The following is an 18529-nucleotide window of genomic DNA, read 5'->3' as shown; positions in this document are numbered from 1 at the left end:
GGCACGGAGTTCCGCTGGGGCAAGGAGGCGCAGGCAGCCTGATACAGCGCGGAGAGGATGGAGCTTCGGGCAGGACGGGTCAGTCCGATCCTGCTCGTCTGAGGTCCCGTCGCCGGGACGCGGGAGGTAGTGAGGCCGGGAGTAGTGCTGTGGAAACCCCCTGGGGCGAACCACGCGTCTTAGATTGGCCCGCTGGCTCCTTTCTGACCGCATGATGTGGCGGCCTCGTGCCGACCACGGACGGAAGCATGACACCGGCGACGTGGTACTCACTCGAGGGGCTTGACGCCCGAAGGCCCATTACGGAAGCATTACAGTTGCATTCTTCTGCGATGCCTCAGTCAATGGATGACCTGCTGTGAGGGTCACGGATGACAGGCGCGTCAATCGAGACGGTGCTGGAGCTATGGGCATCGTCGCTGCGTGAGACCAAGGCTCGTATCCGGCCGTTGTTCACTCAGGCGCGTATCGCAGCATCGGCCGGGCTGTTCCTGGACGGCCTGCTGGGGACTGAGCGGCGTAAGACGGGCTGGATGCGGGCTGAGGCGGCGGGAGATCCTGGGCCGTGGCGCCAGCAGGCCATTCTCGGCCGCGGGCGCTGGGATGCTGATGCGCTACGCGACATCGTGCGTGACTACGTGGCCGAGCATTTTGCGGCCAGGGACGCGGTGCTGGTCATCGACGAGACAGGCTTCCTCAAGCAGGGCAAGGCGTCCTGCGGTGTCGGACGGCAGTACACGGGCTCCGCGGGCAAGATCACCAACTGCCAGATCGGCGTGTTCGCGGCCCTCGTGTCCCAGCACGGGCATGCCTTCATCGATCGTGCGCTCTACTTGCCCAGGCGCTGGACGGACGACGCGGCCCGCATGGCCGCGGCTCATGTTCCACCGGGCACCGTCTTTGCGACCAAGCCTGTCATGGCGCTCGGCATGATCGAGCGCGTCATCTCCGCAGGCGTTGCTTTTGGCTGGGTCGCGGCTGACAGCGTCTACGGCGTGGGCGACATCGAGATGGCACTGCGGCGTGCAGCCAAGGGTTACGTGCTGGGCGTCAATGCCACTCATTACTTCGGATCCTGGGTCGGCAAACCCGAGGTTGCCGGGACGGCCGAGGACATCGCCTAGGATCTTGATCCCGCCGCCTGGCGGCGCCTGTCCGCAGGGATCGGGACTAAGGGGGAGCGACTGCACGACTGGGCTTACCTGGAGTTGGGTATGCGTCAGCGGATCGCCACGTTTTCTGGCTGAAGCTGTCGTCCGACACTGTCTTGCATGACAGACGCGGATGGTGGGGCCGTGATGGCCGAGATGCGCTCTTACGAGCCTCGTAAGAGGCCGCGGCGTGGTGCGGCGGCGGGCGTTGAGGTGCGGGTTCGGGCGGAGCGTCGGCGGAACTGGACGGCCGAGGAGAAGCTGCGGATCGTGCAGGAGACCTTGGCGCCCGGGGTGATGGCCAAAGCGGTTGCGGAGCGGCACGGGATCAGCACCGGGCTGCTGTTTACCTGGCGTAAACAGATGCTGGTGACTGCCATGGCGGGGTTCGTGCCGGTCGAGATCAGCCCCGAGGTCGAGCGGCCGCTTCTGTCAGGGACGGTGCCGGAGGGATCTGTGGCGGGATCTCTGGAGGGGGTGATCGAGATTGGCCTGCCGGGTGGGGTGCAGGTCCGGCTGGGCCGTGGGGCGGATCTCGCGCTGCTCCGCGGCGTGCTGGCCATCCTGGAGGCCCGATGATCCTGCCGGCTGGCACCCGGGTCTATCTCGCCTGTGGTGTGACCGACATGCGGAAGGGCTTCGACGGCCTGGCAGCCCTGGTGCAGACGGTACTGGCGCAGGATCCCTACAGTGGGGCGGTGTTTGCCTTTCGGGGCAAGCGGGGTGACCTGCTGAAGCTCCTGGTCTGGGACGGCCAGGGACTGTGCCTTTATGCGAAGAGGTTGGAACGGGGCAGGTTTGTGTGGCCTCAGTCAGTGAACGGCACGGTGTCCCTGACGCCCGCGCAACTGTCGATGCTTGCGGAGGGCATTGACTGGCGCATGCCGGCCTGGACGGCACGGCCGGAGGTCACGGTCTGATCAGCCACGGTTCTGCTGGTCACGACGCGAAGTGATCTCCTAGACTCTGCGCGTGGATACAGCGTTCGCCACACCGCAGGACGAGATAGCCGCGCTGCGCGCCCTGCTGGCGAAGCGTGATGCGGCCATTGCCGAACGCGATGCACGGCTGCTGCATGCGGGGCTTGAGATCGAGAAGCTCAAGGTGCAACTCGCGACGCTGCGGCGCAACCGCTATGGGCGCTCATCCGAGCGGCTGGATGCCGAGATCGGTCAGCTCGAGATGCTGATCGGTGACCTCGAAGAAGACCAGGCTCAGAATAATGCTGTGGCCGACAAGGCCCGCGACCGGCCAGAGGGGCAACGCAGGCCCGCGCTGCGCCGGCCGCTCCCTGAGCACCTGCCACGCGAGACCGTGGTCCACGAGCCGGTGCTGGCCTGTCGGTGCGGCTGCACCGATCCTGCGCGCCTCACGCGGCTCGGCGATGATGTCACCGAGGTATTGGAGAAGATTCCCGCCCGGCTGAAGGTGATCCGCCACGTCCGGCCCCGCTATGCCTGCCGGGCTTGCGAGGCGGTGCTGCAGGCGCCCGCGCCCGACTTACCGGTGGAGCGCGGCCGGCCCGGTCCCGGGCTGCTCGCCCATGTGCTGGTCTCGAAGTACCTCGATGGCCTGCCCCTCTATCGCCTGTCCGGCATTCTGGCGCGAGAGGGGGTGGAGATCGAGCGGCAGACGCTGGCCGACTGGGTGGGCCGAAGCGCCTGGTGGCTACGGCCACTGGCCGAGGCGATCGGCCGCCAGGCAATGAGCCAGGGGGTCATCTGGACCGACGACACGCCGATCGCAGTGCTGGCGCCCGGGCGCGGAAAGACCCGCGAGGCCCGGTTCTGGGTCTATGCCTTCGACCCGAGACCCTGGGGCGGCAAGGGGCCGCCTGTCGCGTTCTACCGCTACTCGCCCGACCGGAAAGGCAAACGGCCGCAGGGCCATCTTGCCGGGTTCGCGGGCTGGCTGCATGCCGACGCCTTTGCCGGCTATGACGCGCTCACCCAAGCAAAGCATGGCCAGCCAGCAAGGGTGACCCATGTCGCCTGCTGGGCGCATGCCCGTCGCAAGCTGTTCGATGTGTTCGAGGCAACGAAGTCGCCGATCGCTGAGGAAGCCCTCAGGCGAATCAGGGCGCTCTACGCCATTGAGGCAGCCATCACCGGTCTCGCGCCGGAGCAACGCCGTGCCGAGCGCCAGACGCGCAGCAAGCCACTGCTCGTCGACCTGCGCAGCTGGATGGAGGCGCAGCGCCGCCGGGTTTCGGGCAAGTCGGCGCTGGGCAAAGCCCTGCAATACGCCCTCAGCCGATGGGATGCGCTGGCGCGCTACCTCGAGGACGGGCGGTTCTCGATCGACAACAACCTCTCCGAGCGGCTGCTGCGGGGTATCGCAGTCACCAGAAAAAACTTCTTATTCCTCGGCTCAGATTCTGGCGGCGAGCGCGCCGCCATCATCTACACCCTCGCCGAGACCGCGAAGCTCAACGGCCTCAATCCCGAGAGCTATATCGCTGCCGTGCTTGATCGCCTTGCCCAAGGCCATCCCATCAACCGCCTGGACGATCTGCTGCCCTGGAAGCTTCGCCCGTGACCCGTTCCCGCAGCGGCCATAAGCTGCCCCTGCAGGCACCGGAGGGGAGCCATGGCAGAAGCACCGCAGCCACCAGGAACTGGGTCGCCGCAGCTCGACCTGCTTGAGGCCTGGCTCGCCTCGGATCGCGCACCCGAGGATGCCATGGGGCTGTCCGAACTCGACGGGTTCCTGACCGGCATCGTGGTCGGCCCGCAAACCATCATGCCCAGCGAATGGCTGCCTCTCATCTGGGGCGGCGACGAGCCGGTGTTCGCGGACGCCGCCGAGGCCGAGGCCGTGCTCGGGGCCATCATGGCGCACTACAATGAGATCATCCACGGGCTGCAGGACGGAGCAGGTACCCTCGAACCATTATTCCTGACGGACGCCGAAGATGAGGTGATCGCCGACTTCTGGGCTGGAGGATTCCTCGAAGCTGTCAGCCTACGGCCCGCTGCCTGGGATCCGCTACTCAGCCACCGCGACGCCGGCCTGCTGATGACGCCGATCCTGCTCCTGGCACGCGACCCGGAAGATCTCGACCTCGAGGTCGATGAAGAGCGGCTGGACGAGTTGCTCGCCGAAGCGCCGGATATGATTGCCCCCTGCGCGGTCGCCATTGATCGGTTCTGGAAAGCCAGGCGCACCCACGGGCGCGTTCCCAAGATCGGGCGCAACGCGCCTTGCCCCTGCGGATCAGGCCGGAAGTTCAAGCTCTGCTGCGGCAAAAACTGACCCCCAGGTCGCGCCAAGCTCGTCAACCGTGTGGCCCCGCTGACGCATACGGAGTTGGCCGACCTGGAGGCGGATGAACTCAGTCCGCCAGCAAAGCGCCTGTGGACGCGAGGTCTGCTGATCCGCCGCCACATCGCCGATGGCGAGCTGGCCTACTTCACCACCTGGTGCCCGGCCGGAACCCCAATCGAGGCGCTCGTCGCTGTTGAGGGGCATCGCTGGGCCATTGAGGACAGCTTCGAGACCGCCAAGAACGAACTCGGGCTGACCCACAACGAAACACGCTCGTGGCACGGCTGGCACCGCCATGTGTCGCTGGTCATGCTCGCCTTTGCCATGATGGCGGCGATCCGACACCGCGCAAACGCTGCCGATGAGCAAACCTCAGCCCGCGTGAGTCGCAGCGAACGCCGCTCATCCGCTGGTCTATCCAGGAGGTCCGCCGCGTAGCGAGCCGCCTCGCCCAACGAAAGATCCGGCCCGCCCACGTCATCGCATGGTCACTCTGGCGACGAGCACACCAAGCTGCCGCCCAGCAAGTCCACGTCCAACGTAGATCGCAACTGTAATGCTAGGCTGCCTTCCCAACCCGGTGACTTGTGCCCGATCAACGCCTCGCCGGAAGCCCGCGTGGTCCGGCTCACGGCTGGAAGTGCCGATGCGGGAAGACGGCTCGCACGGGCGCAGTGCCGCCGGTGCGGTTCACCTCGATTTCGATGCGGTAGTAGTCACGCGCAGGTAGCGTGGCGAAGCCGCCATAGGCCTGGGCTCCCCCAACAACCATCGGCTCAAGCTCAATCCGCTCCTCCGGCGCATGGCGCAACCCGTGGACGACCGCCTTCACGTCAGCATCCGCGACCCGCGTCCCGGTCCTCGCATCGAACAGCGCAACCAGCAGGTGGTGAACGTAGCGGCCGGGCGGTGGCCCGCCATGCAACCCGCGGCCGGTGTGCTCCGGCGGATGGCCACGGACGACAGCCGCCGGGATCACGGCGAGGTAGATTACGAGGTCACCGCTACGGCGGAAGGCGCCGTCCGGATCTACCGCGGAAGCCGGACGCGAGACGGCCACAGCAGTCGTGACGACGACGGCAGCAATCGCCGCAACGAGCCCGCGGCGGCTGTTGTCCTCCCCCAGCACGGCTGGAATCCTGGCCGCACTGTCATGCTTCCCGGGCTCCTCGCTGGACGCGCCGGTTTGAGCGCGTCCTGACCCGTTCTCCCGCAGCCCAGCGTAGCCGCTCATCGCAGGTGTCTCCCCTAATAGATCCTTCTCGCGTCGCCCGCCCTCAGTACCCTCTGCCCCGGGCGGCAGCGGGTGGGGAGCACGAGACTCAATGCATGTCCAACCACCCGACGCCCTTGATGTTGTTCCAGCTGTCGGTCTGGTGGCACAGGAAGCACTGTTCGACGCGCGCGTGCGTCTGCCCGGTCATCATTCCGAGCATCATGAAGTGCATCATGTAGTGGCTGGGCGGAGCTTGGTGGCACTGCACGCAGTCCCGCGAACGGGGAGAGGGGTGCCGGAAGGCGGCGATCACCCAGGCTGCCGTGTTGTGGCAGCTCTGGCAGTCCCGGCCGAAGAGCGTCTGATGTGGATCGTGGTTGGCGTGACAACCCGCGCAGTCGAGGCTCGCAGCCGTGCGGCCGGGCAAGGATCGCCGGTCCAGAGGCCTGCCGACCAGGTCCGCTCCACTACCGGATAGCAGTCCCTGCAGTTTCGCGAGCGCATGGCGGAAGCTGGCCTCACGCGTCGGTGAGTTGCGTGCCTCGGCTTCGGCGGCCTGGGCGTGGCCCACCGCGGCCAGCACCGAATGATCCATGTTGACTGGGCGGCGGTCGCGGCCCTGGTGCTCCACGTGGCAACCGGCGCATTCGCCGATGTACCCGTGGAAGGCGGTGGAAGGCTTTGGCAGCAACTCTGACGCTGCGGTTGCGTGGCAGGTGACGCAGGACGCCGCTTCCACCCCGCGATCCGGCGTGTGACAGCTCTCGCATTGTGCGTCCAAGAAGGAGTGCGCTGCAGAGAGCGGCCCCGGAACCACCGCGGCACGCCAGCTCGCGAGGGCACTCGGTCCGGAGCGGTACATCTCCAGCGGCACCAGCACGGCGGCCGCCGTGCCGAGGACCGCCAGCACTAGGTAGATGGCTGTGGCGACCTTCAAGGAAGCCACCGCAAGCCGAAGTAGACCCCGTTCCAGATATGCAGGACCAGGAGCGGGTAAAGCACCAGAGCTGCGGCCACGTGCAGCACTATCCAACGGGAGAGGGTCCGCTTGAGAGCCTCGCGTCGGCCAATTGCGTGCTCGAGGTCGGCAATCCCGCCGAGCAGATGGCCGAGCGGAATTCCCGGGACGCCTGCGCCGAATGCCGTCAGCGCTGATGGCCCGGGCACCGGCCCCGGGAGGATGACGGTTGCAGCACCTTTCGGGATGACCCCGGCGGCTTCCGCGGCGAGCAGGTCGTAGCGGCTCCTGAGCGCCCCTAGCCTCGCCTGCTGCTCACGCAGGTCGGTGCCTATCTGCGCCAGGTAGTAGCGGCCGACGAAGCCGCTCAGAACGACCACCAACATCGCCGACACCAGTCCGATCCCGAGGGGGCTCTGGAACCTGTGACCACTGTGCAGGATCCCGAGCAGGGCGCCTACCACGCCGGTGTAGACGTGGAAGGAGAGGATCGCGCGCAGAGAGGCGTGCTTCGTCACTCGTCGCCGGACCCAGGCGCTGTGCTTAACGAGGGCGTAAATGAGCAGCAGCCCGAGCAAGGCGGCGCCCGCGATGCCAAGCAAGCTCCCGGGCAGGCTTCCTGGGAAGCGCGGCGCCTCGTGCAGCAGAAAGCCGGGGGTCAGGAGCGCCAGGACGCTGACTAGGGCGCCAACCGCCAATCTCTCTGTCTCGCTCACCTCACGCCTCCACCTCGAGGTTGCCGAGGGACTTCGCCTGGCAGGCGAGGATGATGCCCTTCGCCTTCTCGTCGGGAGGGAGCCCCTCCTCGACCTCCATCGCCACCTCGCCCTTCAGCAGCGGCACCTTGCAGGCGCCGCAGATGCCGATGCGGCAGGAGTAGTCGATCGGCACCCCTATCGCCTCGGCCGCCTCCAGGACGGTTTCGTCCGGAGCGAGCGCCCCGGTCTTGGCCGATTTGGTGAAATGGACCTCGGCGGTGGCGATCCGAGGCACCGGCGAAGCGGCTGGAGCGGGCGACGGAACGGAGGGGGAGCCGCTCGGGGGGGCAGGGGACGCCGGTGGCAGGGGCGCGGGCGCTCCCGGGCTGACGCCACGGGCGGGGCCGAACGCCTCAGTTTTAATCTGCTCCTTCGGCACCCCGAGCGCGGCCAACGCGGCCTTCACGGCCTCCATCATCGGCGGTGGGCCGCAGAGATGGACCCGCCGACGGGCGACCTCGGAGACGGAGCGCTCGATGAATTCCTTCGAGATCGGGCCTTCGGGCCCCATCCAGGCCGATCCTGTGGCACGCGACATCGTCACGGCGACATGCAGGTTCGCGTGCCGCTTCTGGAGGTACTCGAGCTCTTCGCGGAAGACGAAATCCTGTGTCGTACGCGCCCCGTAGAGGAAATAGATATCGCCTGGGTATGAGCGGTCGGTCAGATAGCGGGTGACGCTCATCATCGGTGTGATGCCAACGCCACCCGCGATCAGGACGATGCTGTCGGCTTCCGTGCCGGTGAAGGTGAACACCCCTGCGGGGGCCGAGACCTCGAGCAGAGCACCCACTGAGACCCGGTCGTGCAGGTGGCGCGAGATAAGTCCTTGCTCTTCGCGCTTGACGGTGACCTCGACGTAGCTCCGCTGCGTCGGCGAGGATGCGATGGTGTAGGCCCGGCGGGCGCGCTCCCCCGCAACTTTCGCGGAGAAGGTCAGGAACTGGCCCGGCATGAACGCGAAGGGGACGTCCCCGCCCTCCGGGTTCATCAGCCGGAACGTCTTCACGTTGGCCGTCTCGGGAAAGACTGCCGCCAACCGCAGCAGGCCCGACCAGGGCCGCTTGGCGGCAGCTGCGGCCGCCGCGGGGGACGGCGACGGGCTGGTCGTCGGGGTTTGAACGGCTGCCTCCGCCAGGGGCTGCTCAGACGTCGCAAGCGCCGTGGCTTCGGTGCCGGAAGCTGCGGGTGGCCCTGGATTGGGCGGCGCCCCCCCGGCTCCCGCTGGGAGGCCAGGCGCGCGCCCGGGAGAACCAGGCGCAAGACGCTGGGCCAGCCCGGCAATACGGCGCATCCGGGCATACTGGAGCGCGAGGGTGCCGAGCAGGAAAGCGACGAGGAACGCCATCATTATCAGGTGGTACCAGGACAATCCCCAAACACCGCCGCCTGCCGCCGCCGTAGGCCCCGCCTCGGGCACCGGAAGAGAGAGCTGGTCCCGGAACCAGGTCAGGGCGATCTGCCGCGGCGACGAACCAGCCTCGACCGCACGCAACGCTGCGGTTCCGCTCTCGAGCATCTGCACGCCTTCGCGCAGGTTCGCGATGGCCTGCTGGAAATCGGAGGGATCGTCGGAGCCGAGCGCATGCTGGACCCTTGCCGCCCCGGACACGACCGCCTGCGTTCCCCAGCCGATGCGTCGCTGGGCTTCCGCCTCAATCGTGCGGCGCGCCTCCGGCGTGAGCGTCGGCATTTCGAGCAAGGCCGCATAGAACGGCCGAGGCCCTTTCCCCATGCAGCCCATCATCCCCACGCAACCAGCATTCGGCTCCGCGGCCGCCCGGGGGGCGGATGGCACCACCGGAGACGCGGCACCGCCCGGGTGGACCGGTGCAGCCTCGGGAGGCGGCGCGACTCCTTCCGGATGGTGGGCGCTGTGGTTGCCCGGATCGACCTGGGCGACCGCCGCGCTGCTCATCCACGCTCCGAGCAGTGTGGCGGCGAACCGCCAGCGGCTGGATCTGGCCGGTGGCATCGCGCCCGCTCAGAACGTTCCGATGAACGGCAGCATGGTCGCCGTGGCCACGCGCTTCTGCGCGTCGTCGAGTTGAGCGTAGAGCGTGGTGAAGGCCATCCGGGTCGTGTGGATTGCCTCGGTCCGCTGCCGCAGATGGGTTTCGAACGCCTCCAGCCGCCTCAGAGGATCTACTGCCGTCGTACTGTCCCGCAGGGCACTGCGCGCCGCATCGAGGTGCTCGCGCCCGGCGCGCAACGTATTCGCAAAGCCATCCCATGCAGAAGCCTGGGCATCGGTGATGCGCAACTCCGTGCGAAGGAAAGCGATCCGCCCCTCAAGGCGCGCAGCGGAGCTGCCCGTTGGCATGGAGCCACCCTGCACCGGCGTCATCCCCATTTGGGGCGCGCCCATGCGCATCATGTTCTGCATCATGGGCATCATGGGCATCATGGGGCAGCCCGCCGTTGTTCCCTGGCCCATGGACAGCATGGGCATCTGGCCCTGGGCCGCCATCGCACCGCCCATGCTCATACTGTCGTCCATCACGCCGCCTGATCCCATGCCTGCCGACGGTGCGGGCTGTGGCGGCGTCTGGTTGGCGCCTAGTTGCTGAGCGGGTCCGGGCTGGCTCATGCCAGGCATTGCACCGGTTCCGGCGCCCCCCTGCATCTGGGGGGCCTGCATGGGCTGCATGCGCATGTCGTCGCCCATGCGCATCCCACCCGCTTCCTGATGGGCTCCTCCGCCGCCCATCGGCATCATGTCCATCATGGCAAGCTGCAAGGGCAGCTCGGGCAACTCTGCCCTCGCCGCAAGCGACGAGAGTGGAACGAGCACCGCGAGCGTGGCGGCGGTGGGGAGCGAGCGCTGCTTCGACACTGTCGTGGTCCTTCTTTCTCGTTAAGACGTCCGGCGCAGCGCCTCCGCAGCTGGCTAGGAGGTCGCCCCTGTGGCGATCCGCTAACTAGCCGGGCAGCGGAGAGCCTTGTTTCACATCAAGCACAGCGGCGAGCCGCGCGGTTGAGCACGGGACGCAGAGCATCCGGGGAAGCGACCAGGGGGACGGCAAAGCGGATGCACGACTGGATCAGAAGAACAGGCGAAGTCCCGCAACGACGGTCGTCGCTTCAGGCTTCTCTCCCTGGCGACGTGTGAGACCGGCCGCGCCGCCGACGGTGCGCTCGTAGGAGATGCCGATGTAAGGGGCGACCTCGCGGGTGAACTCATACCGGAGCCGCAGACCCGTCTCCATGCGATACAGGCCAGGAGAGATTCCAGCGGCCTCGTCCCGCCCGCCCGCGAAATTCAGCTCGAACTCCGGCTGCAGCACAAGGCGGTTGGTGATGTAGAGGTCGTATCCCACTTCGGTACGGAGCAGCGGAATTCCGCGTTCCCCCATGAAGCCCTGGATGTTCACCTCGAAAAGGCCGGGCGCGAGACCCTGAAGGCCGACCACACCGTAGGTCCGGGCAGGCGTCCCGGTGCGCGGGTTGATGCGGAAGTCGTGGCGCACGCCGAACTGCACGTCCCAATAATATCCGACCAGCCGCGAGTAGAGCAGTTGCAGTTCTGCGCGCTCGAGTCCCCTCGCGGCCTGGTTCGACTCAGCGCGGCCATTCAGCTGCACCTTGTCATAGTCAGTCCCGTAGTACGCCAGCCCCTCAAAGGCATAGATGCCATGCCCCCGACCGTGGTTCCGGTACTCCATCTGGTCGACGAGAACAGCGCCGTAGTAGAGTTCATGCGCGCCCGCTCCATGGGCGCCGGGATCTGCCGCGGCCTGCTGAGAGGCAGCCTGTTGCGCAGATGCATCTCCAGCCGCCAGGGCCAGCATGAGTGCCCCTGCGGCAACGACTCCGACGCGCGCCACCCCGGCAAAAAGCACTTTCATGGAGCCGACGCCACCCGGGCGGGTCGGCGGATCTCGACCTTACGCATCATACCTGCCTCCATGTGATAGAGTAGATGGCAGTGAAAGCCCCACCCGCCCTCGGCATCGGCCTCCACGTCAACATCCAGCGTGGTGCCCGGCTTGACGTTCACGACGTGCAGCAGCGGGTTCTCGCTCCCGTTGCCGACCTGCGGCTGCATCCACACGCCATGCAGGTGCATGGGATGGTTCATCATGGTCTCGTTGATGAACCTCATCCGGACCCGCTCACCGTAATTGAGGATAATGGGCTGGGCCTCGCTCAGGCGGTTGCCGTTGATGGACCAGATGTAGCGCTCCATGTTGCCGGTCAGGCGAACCTCGATGACCCGGTTCGGCTGCCGCACCGGATAGGGATTCGAGAGAGCCCTCAAGTGCCGGTAAGACAGCACTCGCGCGCCTGGGGGAGCACCAACGTCGTTCGTGAAAGGGTCAGAGGCGGGCATGCTGCCGTGCCCCATCGCGGCATGATCCACTCCCTGCGCCGGGGCGGGCGCGCCGTGCCCCATCGCCGCATGGTTCATGGCCTGCGCTGGCGCTGGCATGCCATGCCCCATAGCGGCGTGGTCCAGCGCGGACGCAGGTTGACTGCGCCCCCCTTGCGGTCGCTGTCGCCGCCCCTGCTGCGGCTGCGCTCCGCTGTTCTGTGGGCTGACCATGGCCGAGTGGTCCATGCCCGGCATGTTGGCGTGGTCCACTGCCGCTGCGGTGGAACCCTGCGGCGGGCCCGCGGGTGCTGCGCCATGCGCGCTGTGGGATGTTCCAGCCATGCTGGAGTGGTCCATCCCGCTCATATCCATCGGCGGGGCGACCTGGCCGGGGCGGTCCGTCTCCGGCAGCGGCGTACCGCGATCAAGTCCTGTCGGTCCGTATGGGCCGCCCATATCCGCCATAGTCAGAACAGGCCGCGGCCGGTGCGGCGGGAGCGGCAGCATCGGTAGCCCCTCCTGCGTGGCAAGGCTGGCGCTGGCAAAGCCTTGCCGCCCGATGGTTTCAGCCAGGATCTGATACTGTTTCCCGCCCACTGGACGCACGAGCACGTCGTATGTCTCGGCGGGTGCGATACGGAACTCATCGACCGTCACGGGGCGCACGTTGTTTCCATGCGCCTGCACCACGGTCATTTCAGCGCCCGGAATTCGTACGTCGAAATGGCTCATGGCCCCGCTATTGATGAAGCGTAGGCGTACGGTCTCACCGGGGCGGTAGACGGCGGTGAAGTTGCGCTCGGGCGGGCGGCCATTCACCAGGTAGGTGTAGCCGCCGACATCCTCGATGTCGGTGGGGTCCATGCGCATGTCGCCCCACATCCTCCGGTCGGCGATGATTGCGGATCGCGCCGTTGCGTCAGGAGCGGCCCGCAGTTCCTGGATGAGGCTCGCAAGCGTCCGCTTATTGTAGTTGTAGTAGCCTGGGTCCCGCTTGAGATTGCTAATGATGCGCTCGGGGTTCTCGTCGGTCCAATCGGAGAGCTGGACGATGTAGTCGCGGTCATGCGCGTAAGGGTCTGGCCGCAGTGGGTCGATGATCAGGGGCGCGTAGATGCCAGCTTGTTCCTGAACGCCTGAATGGCTGTGGTACCAGTAGGTGCCAGACTGGACGAGCGGGAAGCGGTACTGGTGCGTCGTCCCGGCCGGGATGCCTTGGAAGCCGTCGCTGATGCCGGGAACGCCGTCCTGGCCACTCGGCAGGATGAGGCCATGCCAGTGGATCGAAGCACTCTCACGTAGCTTGTTCGCCGCGTTAATGATCACCTCTTCACCCTCGCGGAAGCGAAGAACGGGCCCCGGGATCTGCCCGTTGATCGACATTGCCGGGCGTGCCCGCCCGGTGACGTTGAAGGTGCTGTGCTCCAGGACGAGGTTGAACTCGCGGGGCAGTGCGCGCCCGATGCGGGGCTGAGCGAGAGCGCTTGGCACCTGTGAAGAGGCGATCGCGGCAATGCTGGCGCTCAGTGCGCCGCGGCGCGTCAGGCGGCCTTCACTCAAAGAATTTCTCCTGTATGCCATTCCGCCGAACCTCACCGTACCTTCGGGCGGATACCCTGCACCCGCCCCATCTCAGCGCTCTCGTTGCAGCAGACGAAGCTGCGGCATGCCGGACACCGCTGCCAGCGGTGGCCGCCGGGCTGTGGAGTGTATCCCCCGCCCACTCAGCCTCAGCAATTATCCTGAGCGTTCTGCAACAAAACGATAGAAAAGACGGTTTCACTCCCGTGCCCCTCGTCGCTGACCAGGGCGCGCGGTACGGCCACGTCGTTCTGGGCTTTGGCGCCCGCCATCGGTCCGGCTCCGAGGGGAAGCTGATGAGGTAGGTTGACGCTATCTTTACCCGGGCTCGAGGAGCCTGATTGGTCAGGCGCCACGGAGCGCAAGGACGAGCAGACTGCCAGTGCCTGCGCAGGGGCCTGCGTCAGAGGGGGTACAGCGGCGGCAGCCAATCGGTCGAAGGATCCAGCGGCACAGAACTTTGCCCGCTCGCTTCGGCCACGATTCTAGCCACCGGTTGATCCCCTGGACGAGGATTTGCCTCGTCACGGGGGCACCGCTCCCTCCGACATATAACGTCATGCAAACGGTGACCGCGACCGGTGTTAGAAGCGGATGTCGGCTTCCAAATGCCGTGTCTACATCAGCTCTCGGTGGAAGAGGTTCACATGCGCGTCCTGATTGCATTCCTGGCGGTCGCCGCCTTGACGATACCGGTCCTCGCCCAGGGCAATACCCAGCCGCAAGGTTCCGTGCAGGGAATGGATCACTCCCGCATGCAAGGCATGGATCACTCGAGCATGCCTGGTATGGACCATTCCCGCATGCCGCGCACGAATCAGGGTTCGCCTAACCCGGGCGCACAGCAAGGGGCCGGTCGCGAGAGTGCGCCGCAAGGGCAGCAGAGCACCGGTTCGCAGTCCAAGCAGCGCTGACGCGGCTTCCTCGATAGAACCAGTTGTCCTTGGGGCCCCACTCACCCGAACTGGCTGCCATTTGACATGGAACGGGTTACCTCCGTGCGGGCGAGGCAGAGGTCAGGCGGCTGCGTGGCCGCACCGCCGCCATAGCCGATCGGCAGATCGTCGCGAACCTCGCGACCGAGCCGTTGCGGCTCGGAGTGGACGACCGGGAAGTGCTCGTTGACGTAGCCTCGCCCCTTGCCTCTGTCCCGGATGTGCTTCGCGGTTTCAGTCCGGATCTGGTAACACCGCAGCGGCTCGCCTGCGGGTGACGGGGTAAGGACCAGACCGACACGCCAGCCTGACCCCAAGGAGGTCTTCCTCAAGCTGGTTCAGGATTGACCCATACCGTCCGCGAAAAGCAGAAGCTACTGGCCCGGGTTCGGCGCATCCGAGGCCAAGTCGCAGCCGTCCGCGGCGCCACGGCCGGGCTGATGGCCGAGGTGGTCGGGGACCACGTCCGGCATCACTTGTTCGACCCGGAGAAGCATCCGGGCGCCCTCGATGAGGAAGCGGCCGACCTTTCGCTGCCCTGGTCCGGGAGATGCGGTGCTGGGCCGCATCGTCCACCGCGCCCACCGCCTCGAACTCAAAGGCGAGAGCCTGCGTAAACGCCACGCCATCGGTGCCGCAACATCTTTGACGGCCGCAACGAAGGAGTGAAAGGCTCAACCGTCGGTAGCGTCGCCTCAATACCCGGTGTTGCGGCTCACCACGGCTCGCTCAGCCGCTGTGCCGCAGGTGTTCATGATCACCGGAATGCGCGTTCACCATCACCGGAATACGCACCCTGGCGGGGATCGTCGCTCTGAACATCATCTGGGCGGGGTTCGGGATGGTCCGAGAGTCGGCCGGCGCTCTGATGGACAAGGCCGTGGATCCGAAGGTGCTGGGCAGCATCCGCCGGACGATCTCTGCTCAAGCCGAGGGTGCCCTGGAGGCGCATGATCTTCGCACCCGGACGTCCGGGCACGTGACCTTCATCGAGTTCCACCTCGTAGTCCCGGCCCGCATGGCTGTCGGCGACGCGCACAACATCTGCGACCGGCTGGAGCAGGCATTGCGCGAAGAGGTCGGGCAGGCCGTGATCACGGTCCATGTCGAGCCGGAGGGCAAGGCCAAGCACGCCGGGGTGCTGGTGCTCTGACCCGCTCGGAGGCCTCCCGCGGCCCTTCCGTGGGGACTTCCGTCCGCGATGCTCTCAGACAGGTCCTATCCAACGAGTTCGCGCGCGATGGCGCGGATCGGCTTCATGCCCTGGCCGAAGCGCGCGATGGCCTCGCGGTTCGCCTTGAGTTCCCCGTACGGAAGGTAATGGACCTTCAGGTCGGCGACCCGGGAGAAGGCGGGCCGTGCCAGTTGCGCCCGCACCTCGTCCTCGCGACCGTCGGGCGCAACCAGGAACATGCCCTCAAGGGCGTGCGCCTCGGGGCCTAGCGCGAGGTCCAGCATGCGGACGATGCCGGAGTAGATGGAAGTCGTGTGCTCCACCTCGTAAGCCGCCACGATGCGCCCGGCCTCCTTCGAGAGCCAGAGGACGTCGATGAGCCGGACGGCGTCGGCACCGGGCGCCTGCGCGAGGGCGGCCGGAAGTTCGGCCAGGCAACCGTCGCCGAGCTTGCCCCCGTCCAGCGGGCGGCTCCGGTCGTTGGCGGCGATCCAGACGTCGTATCCCAGTGACCTCCCGAGGTCGCGGAGCCAGCCCTGGACCGTCGTGTGGGTCTCGTCCTCCTTGCGGGCCTCGGCCAGGGCCTTGGCCGCCTTCGCCCCCTCCTCGCGCACGCGGGCCAGGTCTGCCTCCCAGGAGGCCCGGGCGCCCACGTCGTCCTCACGCGGCGGGGCTGGGTAACGGCCGCTACCCAGGTCGAAAAGGAGCCCACCGACGGCACCTAGGTCGTTCGATAGGAGGGTTCGGTGCTTGGCGTTCAGAGCGAGGACGCCCTGGCGCATGGCTAGGTACTCGTCCCACCGGCCGAGCTTCACCTTCGCGCCGGCTAGGGCGTTGTAGCCGTTAACAATGGCTGTGTTGAACGGCGGCACGATGGTCGGGTGCAGGAAGTAGAGGAGGTTCGCGACTGCCGGGCCGAGGCCCTTGATCGTCATAGCGTCGATCTCCCGAATGGCCGCGATGATCTGCTGCTCGGTGTTGCAACAGACACAGGTGTCGAGCAGACGGCCGAAAGCGCGCTGGTTCTCGGGGCTCTCGTAGATGTCCGGGATACGAAGCTTGGGCTTCCACAGAAAGGCATGATCTGCGCCTTTGAAAATCTGTCGTTGCTCCGCGATGGAGTGGACCACGGTCTCGAGCGACGAGCCGCGATAAGTGACTCCGAAAGTGCCCGCCTTGATCTCGGTCACCACCTGTTGGATCCCCCGGCGGATGGAGCGAAAGTTCTTCACCCGCTCCTCCCAGAGAAACCAACTCCGGTAGGTGGAACCCGGATCGTCACGCCAACGCTTCAAAAGCGACGGCAGGAGGTCGGGCGAGGTCGCAAACTGCCCCCCGAAGGTCGGCAGGGGTGACGATAGGTGCATGTTGCGGATCATGATCCTGGGAAGCCGGGTTCGGCCAGTGCCCGGCTACTTGGCTCCGAGAATAATGCAGGCGCTCAAGGCCGACGCACAAGGTGCCGGGTTAACGAAACCGGCGGCGGTGGGTTCAACCGGTCGGCGCAACATGATTGATTTCATGATGTTCCGAGAGGATCCACGATGGCGCGAACCGGCCGACCTGGCTTATCAGCGGAGCAGAAAAGGGAGCTTTGGGTCCGATGGAAGGATGGCCAATCGCTCAGTGACATCGGGCGGGCTCTCGGCAAGCACGCGGGCTCGGTCTTTGGTGTGCTGCAAGCCAAGGGTGGCATCGCGCCGCCGCTGCGGAAGCGATCTGGCCGTGCTCTGACGCTGGAAGAGCGCGAGGAGATATCCCGAGGGCTGGTGGCTGCCTTATCTTTACGCCAGATCGCGGCGCAACTCGGCCGGTCGCCGTCGACCATCAGCCGTGAGATCGGCCACAACGGTGGCCGCATAAAGTATCGTGCCATGGCTGCTGACAGCCGCAGTTGGCAGCAAGCGTGCCGCCCCAAGTCGTGTCTTCTGGCCACCAACCGGTCTCTGCAGGCCGTGGTGGCGGAGAAGCTGGCGCAGCATTGGTCGCCCCAGGAGGTGTCCGGCTGGCTTGAGGCGGAATATCCTTACAACGAGGCCATGCGGGTGTCGCACGAGACTATCTACAGGAGCCTGTTCATTCAGGCCCGCGGTGTCCTGAAGAGAGAACTGCTGGCGACGCTCCGGAGCCGCCGTCTGATGCGTCGCGCCAAGACTTCCACCACCGAGGGGCAACCCAGAGGGCAGATCATCGACGCCGTGTCGGTCCGCGATCGTCCAGCCGAGATTGAGGACCGTGCTGTTCCGGGCCACTGGGAAGGCGACCTGCTCTCGGGCACGAAGAACACGCATGTCGCGACCTTGGTTGAGCGCCAATCTCGCTTTCTGATGCTCGTGCAGGTGGATGGCAAAGACACCGGGAGCGTGGTCGATGCGCTGGTTCGGCAGGTCCAGCAGCTCCCGCAGGGGTTGATGTTGTCCCTGACCTGGGATCGAGGAATGGAACTGGCGCAGCACGGTCCATCCAGTTCATTTGGAATTGGGCCAGAGCCTATTCGAAGCTTCAGTCTGCTTGCCTCGCCAACACGCGCCTCACCTGTGATGCCCCCCAGACCTCCTTGCCACGCGGGGTTCGCACGCCTCGGGCAGTCAACGCCGCGGCAATCTCCCGCAGCGAAGTGGCTCCAGCTCGGCGCGCGGCGACGATGTAGGGCAGCACTTCAGCTGCCCGCTTCGCTGCGTCGCGCTTCCAAACATTCGATGCCAGTGCTGCGACTCTTTTATCACCGGCCTGCAGCCGTGGATTCCCTAGCACTACGCCGCGCATCTTTGCCGCGGTGAGGGCTGCGCGCGTGCGTGCGCTGATCGCGCGGGCTTCTTCCTCAGCTACCAGCGCCATAATGCCGATGGTCAGCCGGTTAGCATGCGGCATGTCCACAGCGACGAACTCTACGCCGGCCTTTTCCAGCCCCAGCAGGAAATGTGCGTCGCGTGCCAGGCGGTCGAGCTTAGCGATCAGCAGCACGGCGCGACGGGCCCGACTCTCGGCCATCGCTGCCGCTAGTTGCAGGCGGTCGCTCCGGATCTGTCAGCTCTCGCGCCGGGGAGGCCCGGATTGGCGAGGTGGGGCGGGTGTGGGTAGGCTTCTTGCCGGCTGGGGTGTGTGGCAGGGAGCCTGAGATGGAGTGCGTGGGCTGCGGATCGGCCGAGGTCGCTGAGCGGCCGGACCGTACGG

General features: G+C 66.5%; 16 protein-coding genes and 3 pseudogenes. 9 read left to right on the top strand and 10 right to left on the bottom strand.

What is annotated here, in order from left to right; all coding sequences use genetic code 11:
• Positions 1 to 371 precede the first annotated feature (371 nt).
• The 6 genes and pseudogenes from ACO1BU_RS31365 to ACO1BU_RS31340 all read left to right on the top strand — a co-directional run.
• A pseudogene (locus ACO1BU_RS31365) lies at positions 372 to 1211 on the top strand (IS701 family transposase); the annotation flags it as partial.
• Positions 1212 to 1271: 60 nt separating this feature from the next.
• Positions 1272 to 1730 carry an IS66-like element accessory protein TnpA gene (tnpA, locus tag ACO1BU_RS31360; protein WP_424139876.1) on the top strand — a complete coding sequence of 153 codons (459 nt, stop codon included), beginning with the start codon at positions 1272 to 1274 and terminating at the stop codon, positions 1728 to 1730.
• Positions 1727 to 2071: an IS66 family insertion sequence element accessory protein TnpB gene (gene tnpB, locus ACO1BU_RS31355; RefSeq protein ID WP_424139875.1), complete on the top strand. Its 345-nt coding sequence runs from the start codon at positions 1727 to 1729 to the stop codon at positions 2069 to 2071. Before tnpA ends, tnpB begins: the two co-directional genes overlap by 4 nt.
• Positions 2072 to 2123: 52 nt before the next feature.
• Complete coding sequence (gene tnpC, locus ACO1BU_RS31350) at positions 2124 to 3689, top strand: IS66 family transposase (protein WP_424139874.1); 1566 nt, start codon at positions 2124 to 2126, stop codon at positions 3687 to 3689.
• Between the two features lie 51 nt (positions 3690 to 3740).
• Positions 3741 to 4406 carry a UPF0149 family protein gene (locus tag ACO1BU_RS31345; protein WP_424139873.1) on the top strand — a complete coding sequence of 222 codons (666 nt, stop codon included), beginning with the start codon at positions 3741 to 3743 and terminating at the stop codon, positions 4404 to 4406.
• 48 nt (positions 4407 to 4454) lie between these two features.
• Positions 4455 to 4856 (top strand): annotated as a pseudogene (locus tag ACO1BU_RS31340) (IS701 family transposase); the annotation flags it as partial.
• Between the two features lie 190 nt (positions 4857 to 5046).
• Here ACO1BU_RS31340 and ACO1BU_RS31335 read toward each other — a convergent pair.
• The 7 genes from ACO1BU_RS31335 to ACO1BU_RS31305 all read right to left on the bottom strand — a co-directional run bounded on the left by ACO1BU_RS31335 (position 5047) and on the right by ACO1BU_RS31305 (position 13225).
• Positions 5047 to 5652 carry a hypothetical protein gene (locus ACO1BU_RS31335; RefSeq protein ID WP_424139872.1) on the bottom strand — a complete coding sequence of 202 codons (606 nt, stop codon included), beginning with the start codon at positions 5650 to 5652 and terminating at the stop codon, positions 5047 to 5049.
• 88 nt (positions 5653 to 5740) lie between these two features.
• Positions 5741 to 6571: a cytochrome c3 family protein gene (locus ACO1BU_RS31330; protein ID WP_424139871.1), complete on the bottom strand. Its 831-nt coding sequence runs from the start codon at positions 6569 to 6571 to the stop codon at positions 5741 to 5743.
• The gene (locus ACO1BU_RS31325) at positions 6568 to 7308 is read right to left on the bottom strand and encodes a hypothetical protein (RefSeq protein ID WP_424139870.1); all 741 of its coding nucleotides are present in this window, start codon (positions 7306 to 7308) and stop codon (positions 6568 to 6570) included. The genes ACO1BU_RS31330 and ACO1BU_RS31325 overlap by 4 nt, the downstream gene beginning before the upstream one ends.
• 1 nt (position 7309) lies before the next feature.
• Positions 7310 to 9268, bottom strand: coding sequence for a 2Fe-2S iron-sulfur cluster-binding protein (locus ACO1BU_RS31320; protein ID WP_424139869.1), 1959 nt, complete (start codon positions 9266 to 9268; stop codon positions 7310 to 7312).
• A 66-nt stretch (positions 9269 to 9334) separates the two neighbouring features.
• Positions 9335 to 10186 carry a Spy/CpxP family protein refolding chaperone gene (locus ACO1BU_RS31315; protein ID WP_424139868.1) on the bottom strand — a complete coding sequence of 284 codons (852 nt, stop codon included), beginning with the start codon at positions 10184 to 10186 and terminating at the stop codon, positions 9335 to 9337.
• Between the two features lie 208 nt (positions 10187 to 10394).
• Entirely contained in the window at positions 10395 to 11198 is an 804-nt protein-coding gene (locus ACO1BU_RS31310) for a copper resistance protein B (RefSeq protein WP_424139867.1), read from the bottom strand.
• Positions 11195 to 13225, bottom strand: coding sequence for a multicopper oxidase domain-containing protein (locus ACO1BU_RS31305; RefSeq protein ID WP_424139866.1), 2031 nt, complete (start codon positions 13223 to 13225; stop codon positions 11195 to 11197). The genes ACO1BU_RS31310 and ACO1BU_RS31305 overlap by 4 nt, the downstream gene beginning before the upstream one ends.
• Positions 13226 to 13893: 668 nt before the next feature.
• Between ACO1BU_RS31305 and ACO1BU_RS31300 the strand changes: the two genes are divergently transcribed.
• Positions 13894 to 14160, top strand: coding sequence for a hypothetical protein (locus ACO1BU_RS31300; protein WP_424139865.1), 267 nt, complete (start codon positions 13894 to 13896; stop codon positions 14158 to 14160).
• A gap of 41 nt (positions 14161 to 14201) precedes the next feature.
• On the opposite strand, the gene ACO1BU_RS31295 is transcribed toward ACO1BU_RS31300, so the two are convergent.
• Positions 14202 to 14498: a hypothetical protein gene (locus ACO1BU_RS31295; RefSeq protein WP_424139864.1), complete on the bottom strand. Its 297-nt coding sequence runs from the start codon at positions 14496 to 14498 to the stop codon at positions 14202 to 14204.
• A 551-nt stretch (positions 14499 to 15049) separates the two neighbouring features.
• On the opposite strand from ACO1BU_RS31295, the gene ACO1BU_RS31285 reads away from it, so the two are divergent.
• Complete coding sequence (locus ACO1BU_RS31285; protein WP_424139862.1) at positions 15050 to 15334, top strand: cation diffusion facilitator family transporter; 285 nt, start codon at positions 15050 to 15052, stop codon at positions 15332 to 15334.
• Positions 15335 to 15399: 65 nt separating this feature from the next.
• On the opposite strand, the gene ACO1BU_RS31280 is transcribed toward ACO1BU_RS31285, so the two are convergent.
• Entirely contained in the window at positions 15400 to 16734 is a 1335-nt protein-coding gene (locus ACO1BU_RS31280; RefSeq protein WP_481133252.1) for a type II restriction endonuclease, read from the bottom strand.
• A 165-nt stretch (positions 16735 to 16899) separates the two neighbouring features.
• Between ACO1BU_RS31280 and ACO1BU_RS31275 the strand changes: the two are divergent.
• Positions 16900 to 17811, top strand: a pseudogene (locus ACO1BU_RS31275) (IS30 family transposase); the annotation flags it as partial.
• Between the two features lie 46 nt (positions 17812 to 17857).
• Here ACO1BU_RS31275 and ACO1BU_RS31270 read toward each other — a convergent pair.
• Positions 17858 to 18364 carry a recombinase family protein gene (locus ACO1BU_RS31270; protein ID WP_424139877.1) on the bottom strand — a complete coding sequence of 169 codons (507 nt, stop codon included), beginning with the start codon at positions 18362 to 18364 and terminating at the stop codon, positions 17858 to 17860.
• Positions 18365 to 18529 lie beyond the last annotated feature (165 nt).

Origin of the sequence: Roseomonas chloroacetimidivorans, from assembly GCF_049629625.1 — a bacterium.
Taxonomy (GTDB): Bacteria; Pseudomonadota; Alphaproteobacteria; order Acetobacterales; family Acetobacteraceae; genus Roseomonas; species Roseomonas chloroacetimidivorans.
The sequence above is the reverse complement of the archived record's forward strand: the minus strand, read 5'-3'. Positions and strand labels throughout refer to the sequence as shown.

Bases quoted from the DNA above. Each gene is read 5' to 3' on its own strand.
- ACO1BU_RS31285 (WP_424139862.1), top strand. From the start codon at position 15,050: ATGGACAAGGCCGTGGATCCGAAGGTGCTGGGCAGCATCCGCCGGACG.
- ACO1BU_RS31310 (WP_424139867.1), bottom strand. From the start codon at position 11,198: ATGAAAGTGCTTTTTGCCGGGGTGGCGCGCGTCGGAGTCGTTGCCGCA.
- ACO1BU_RS31320 (WP_424139869.1), bottom strand. From the start codon at position 9,268: ATGAGCAGCGCGGCGGTCGCCCAGGTCGATCCGGGCAACCACAGCGCC.
- tnpB (WP_424139875.1), top strand. From the start codon at position 1,727: ATGATCCTGCCGGCTGGCACCCGGGTCTATCTCGCCTGTGGTGTGACC.
- ACO1BU_RS31345 (WP_424139873.1), top strand. From the start codon at position 3,741: ATGGCAGAAGCACCGCAGCCACCAGGAACTGGGTCGCCGCAGCTCGAC.
- ACO1BU_RS31300 (WP_424139865.1), top strand. From the start codon at position 13,894: ATGCGCGTCCTGATTGCATTCCTGGCGGTCGCCGCCTTGACGATACCG.
- ACO1BU_RS31335 (WP_424139872.1), bottom strand. From the start codon at position 5,652: ATGAGCGGCTACGCTGGGCTGCGGGAGAACGGGTCAGGACGCGCTCAA.
- ACO1BU_RS31280 (WP_481133252.1), bottom strand. From the start codon at position 16,734: ATGATCCGCAACATGCACCTATCGTCACCCCTGCCGACCTTCGGGGGG.
- tnpA (WP_424139876.1), top strand. From the start codon at position 1,272: ATGACAGACGCGGATGGTGGGGCCGTGATGGCCGAGATGCGCTCTTAC.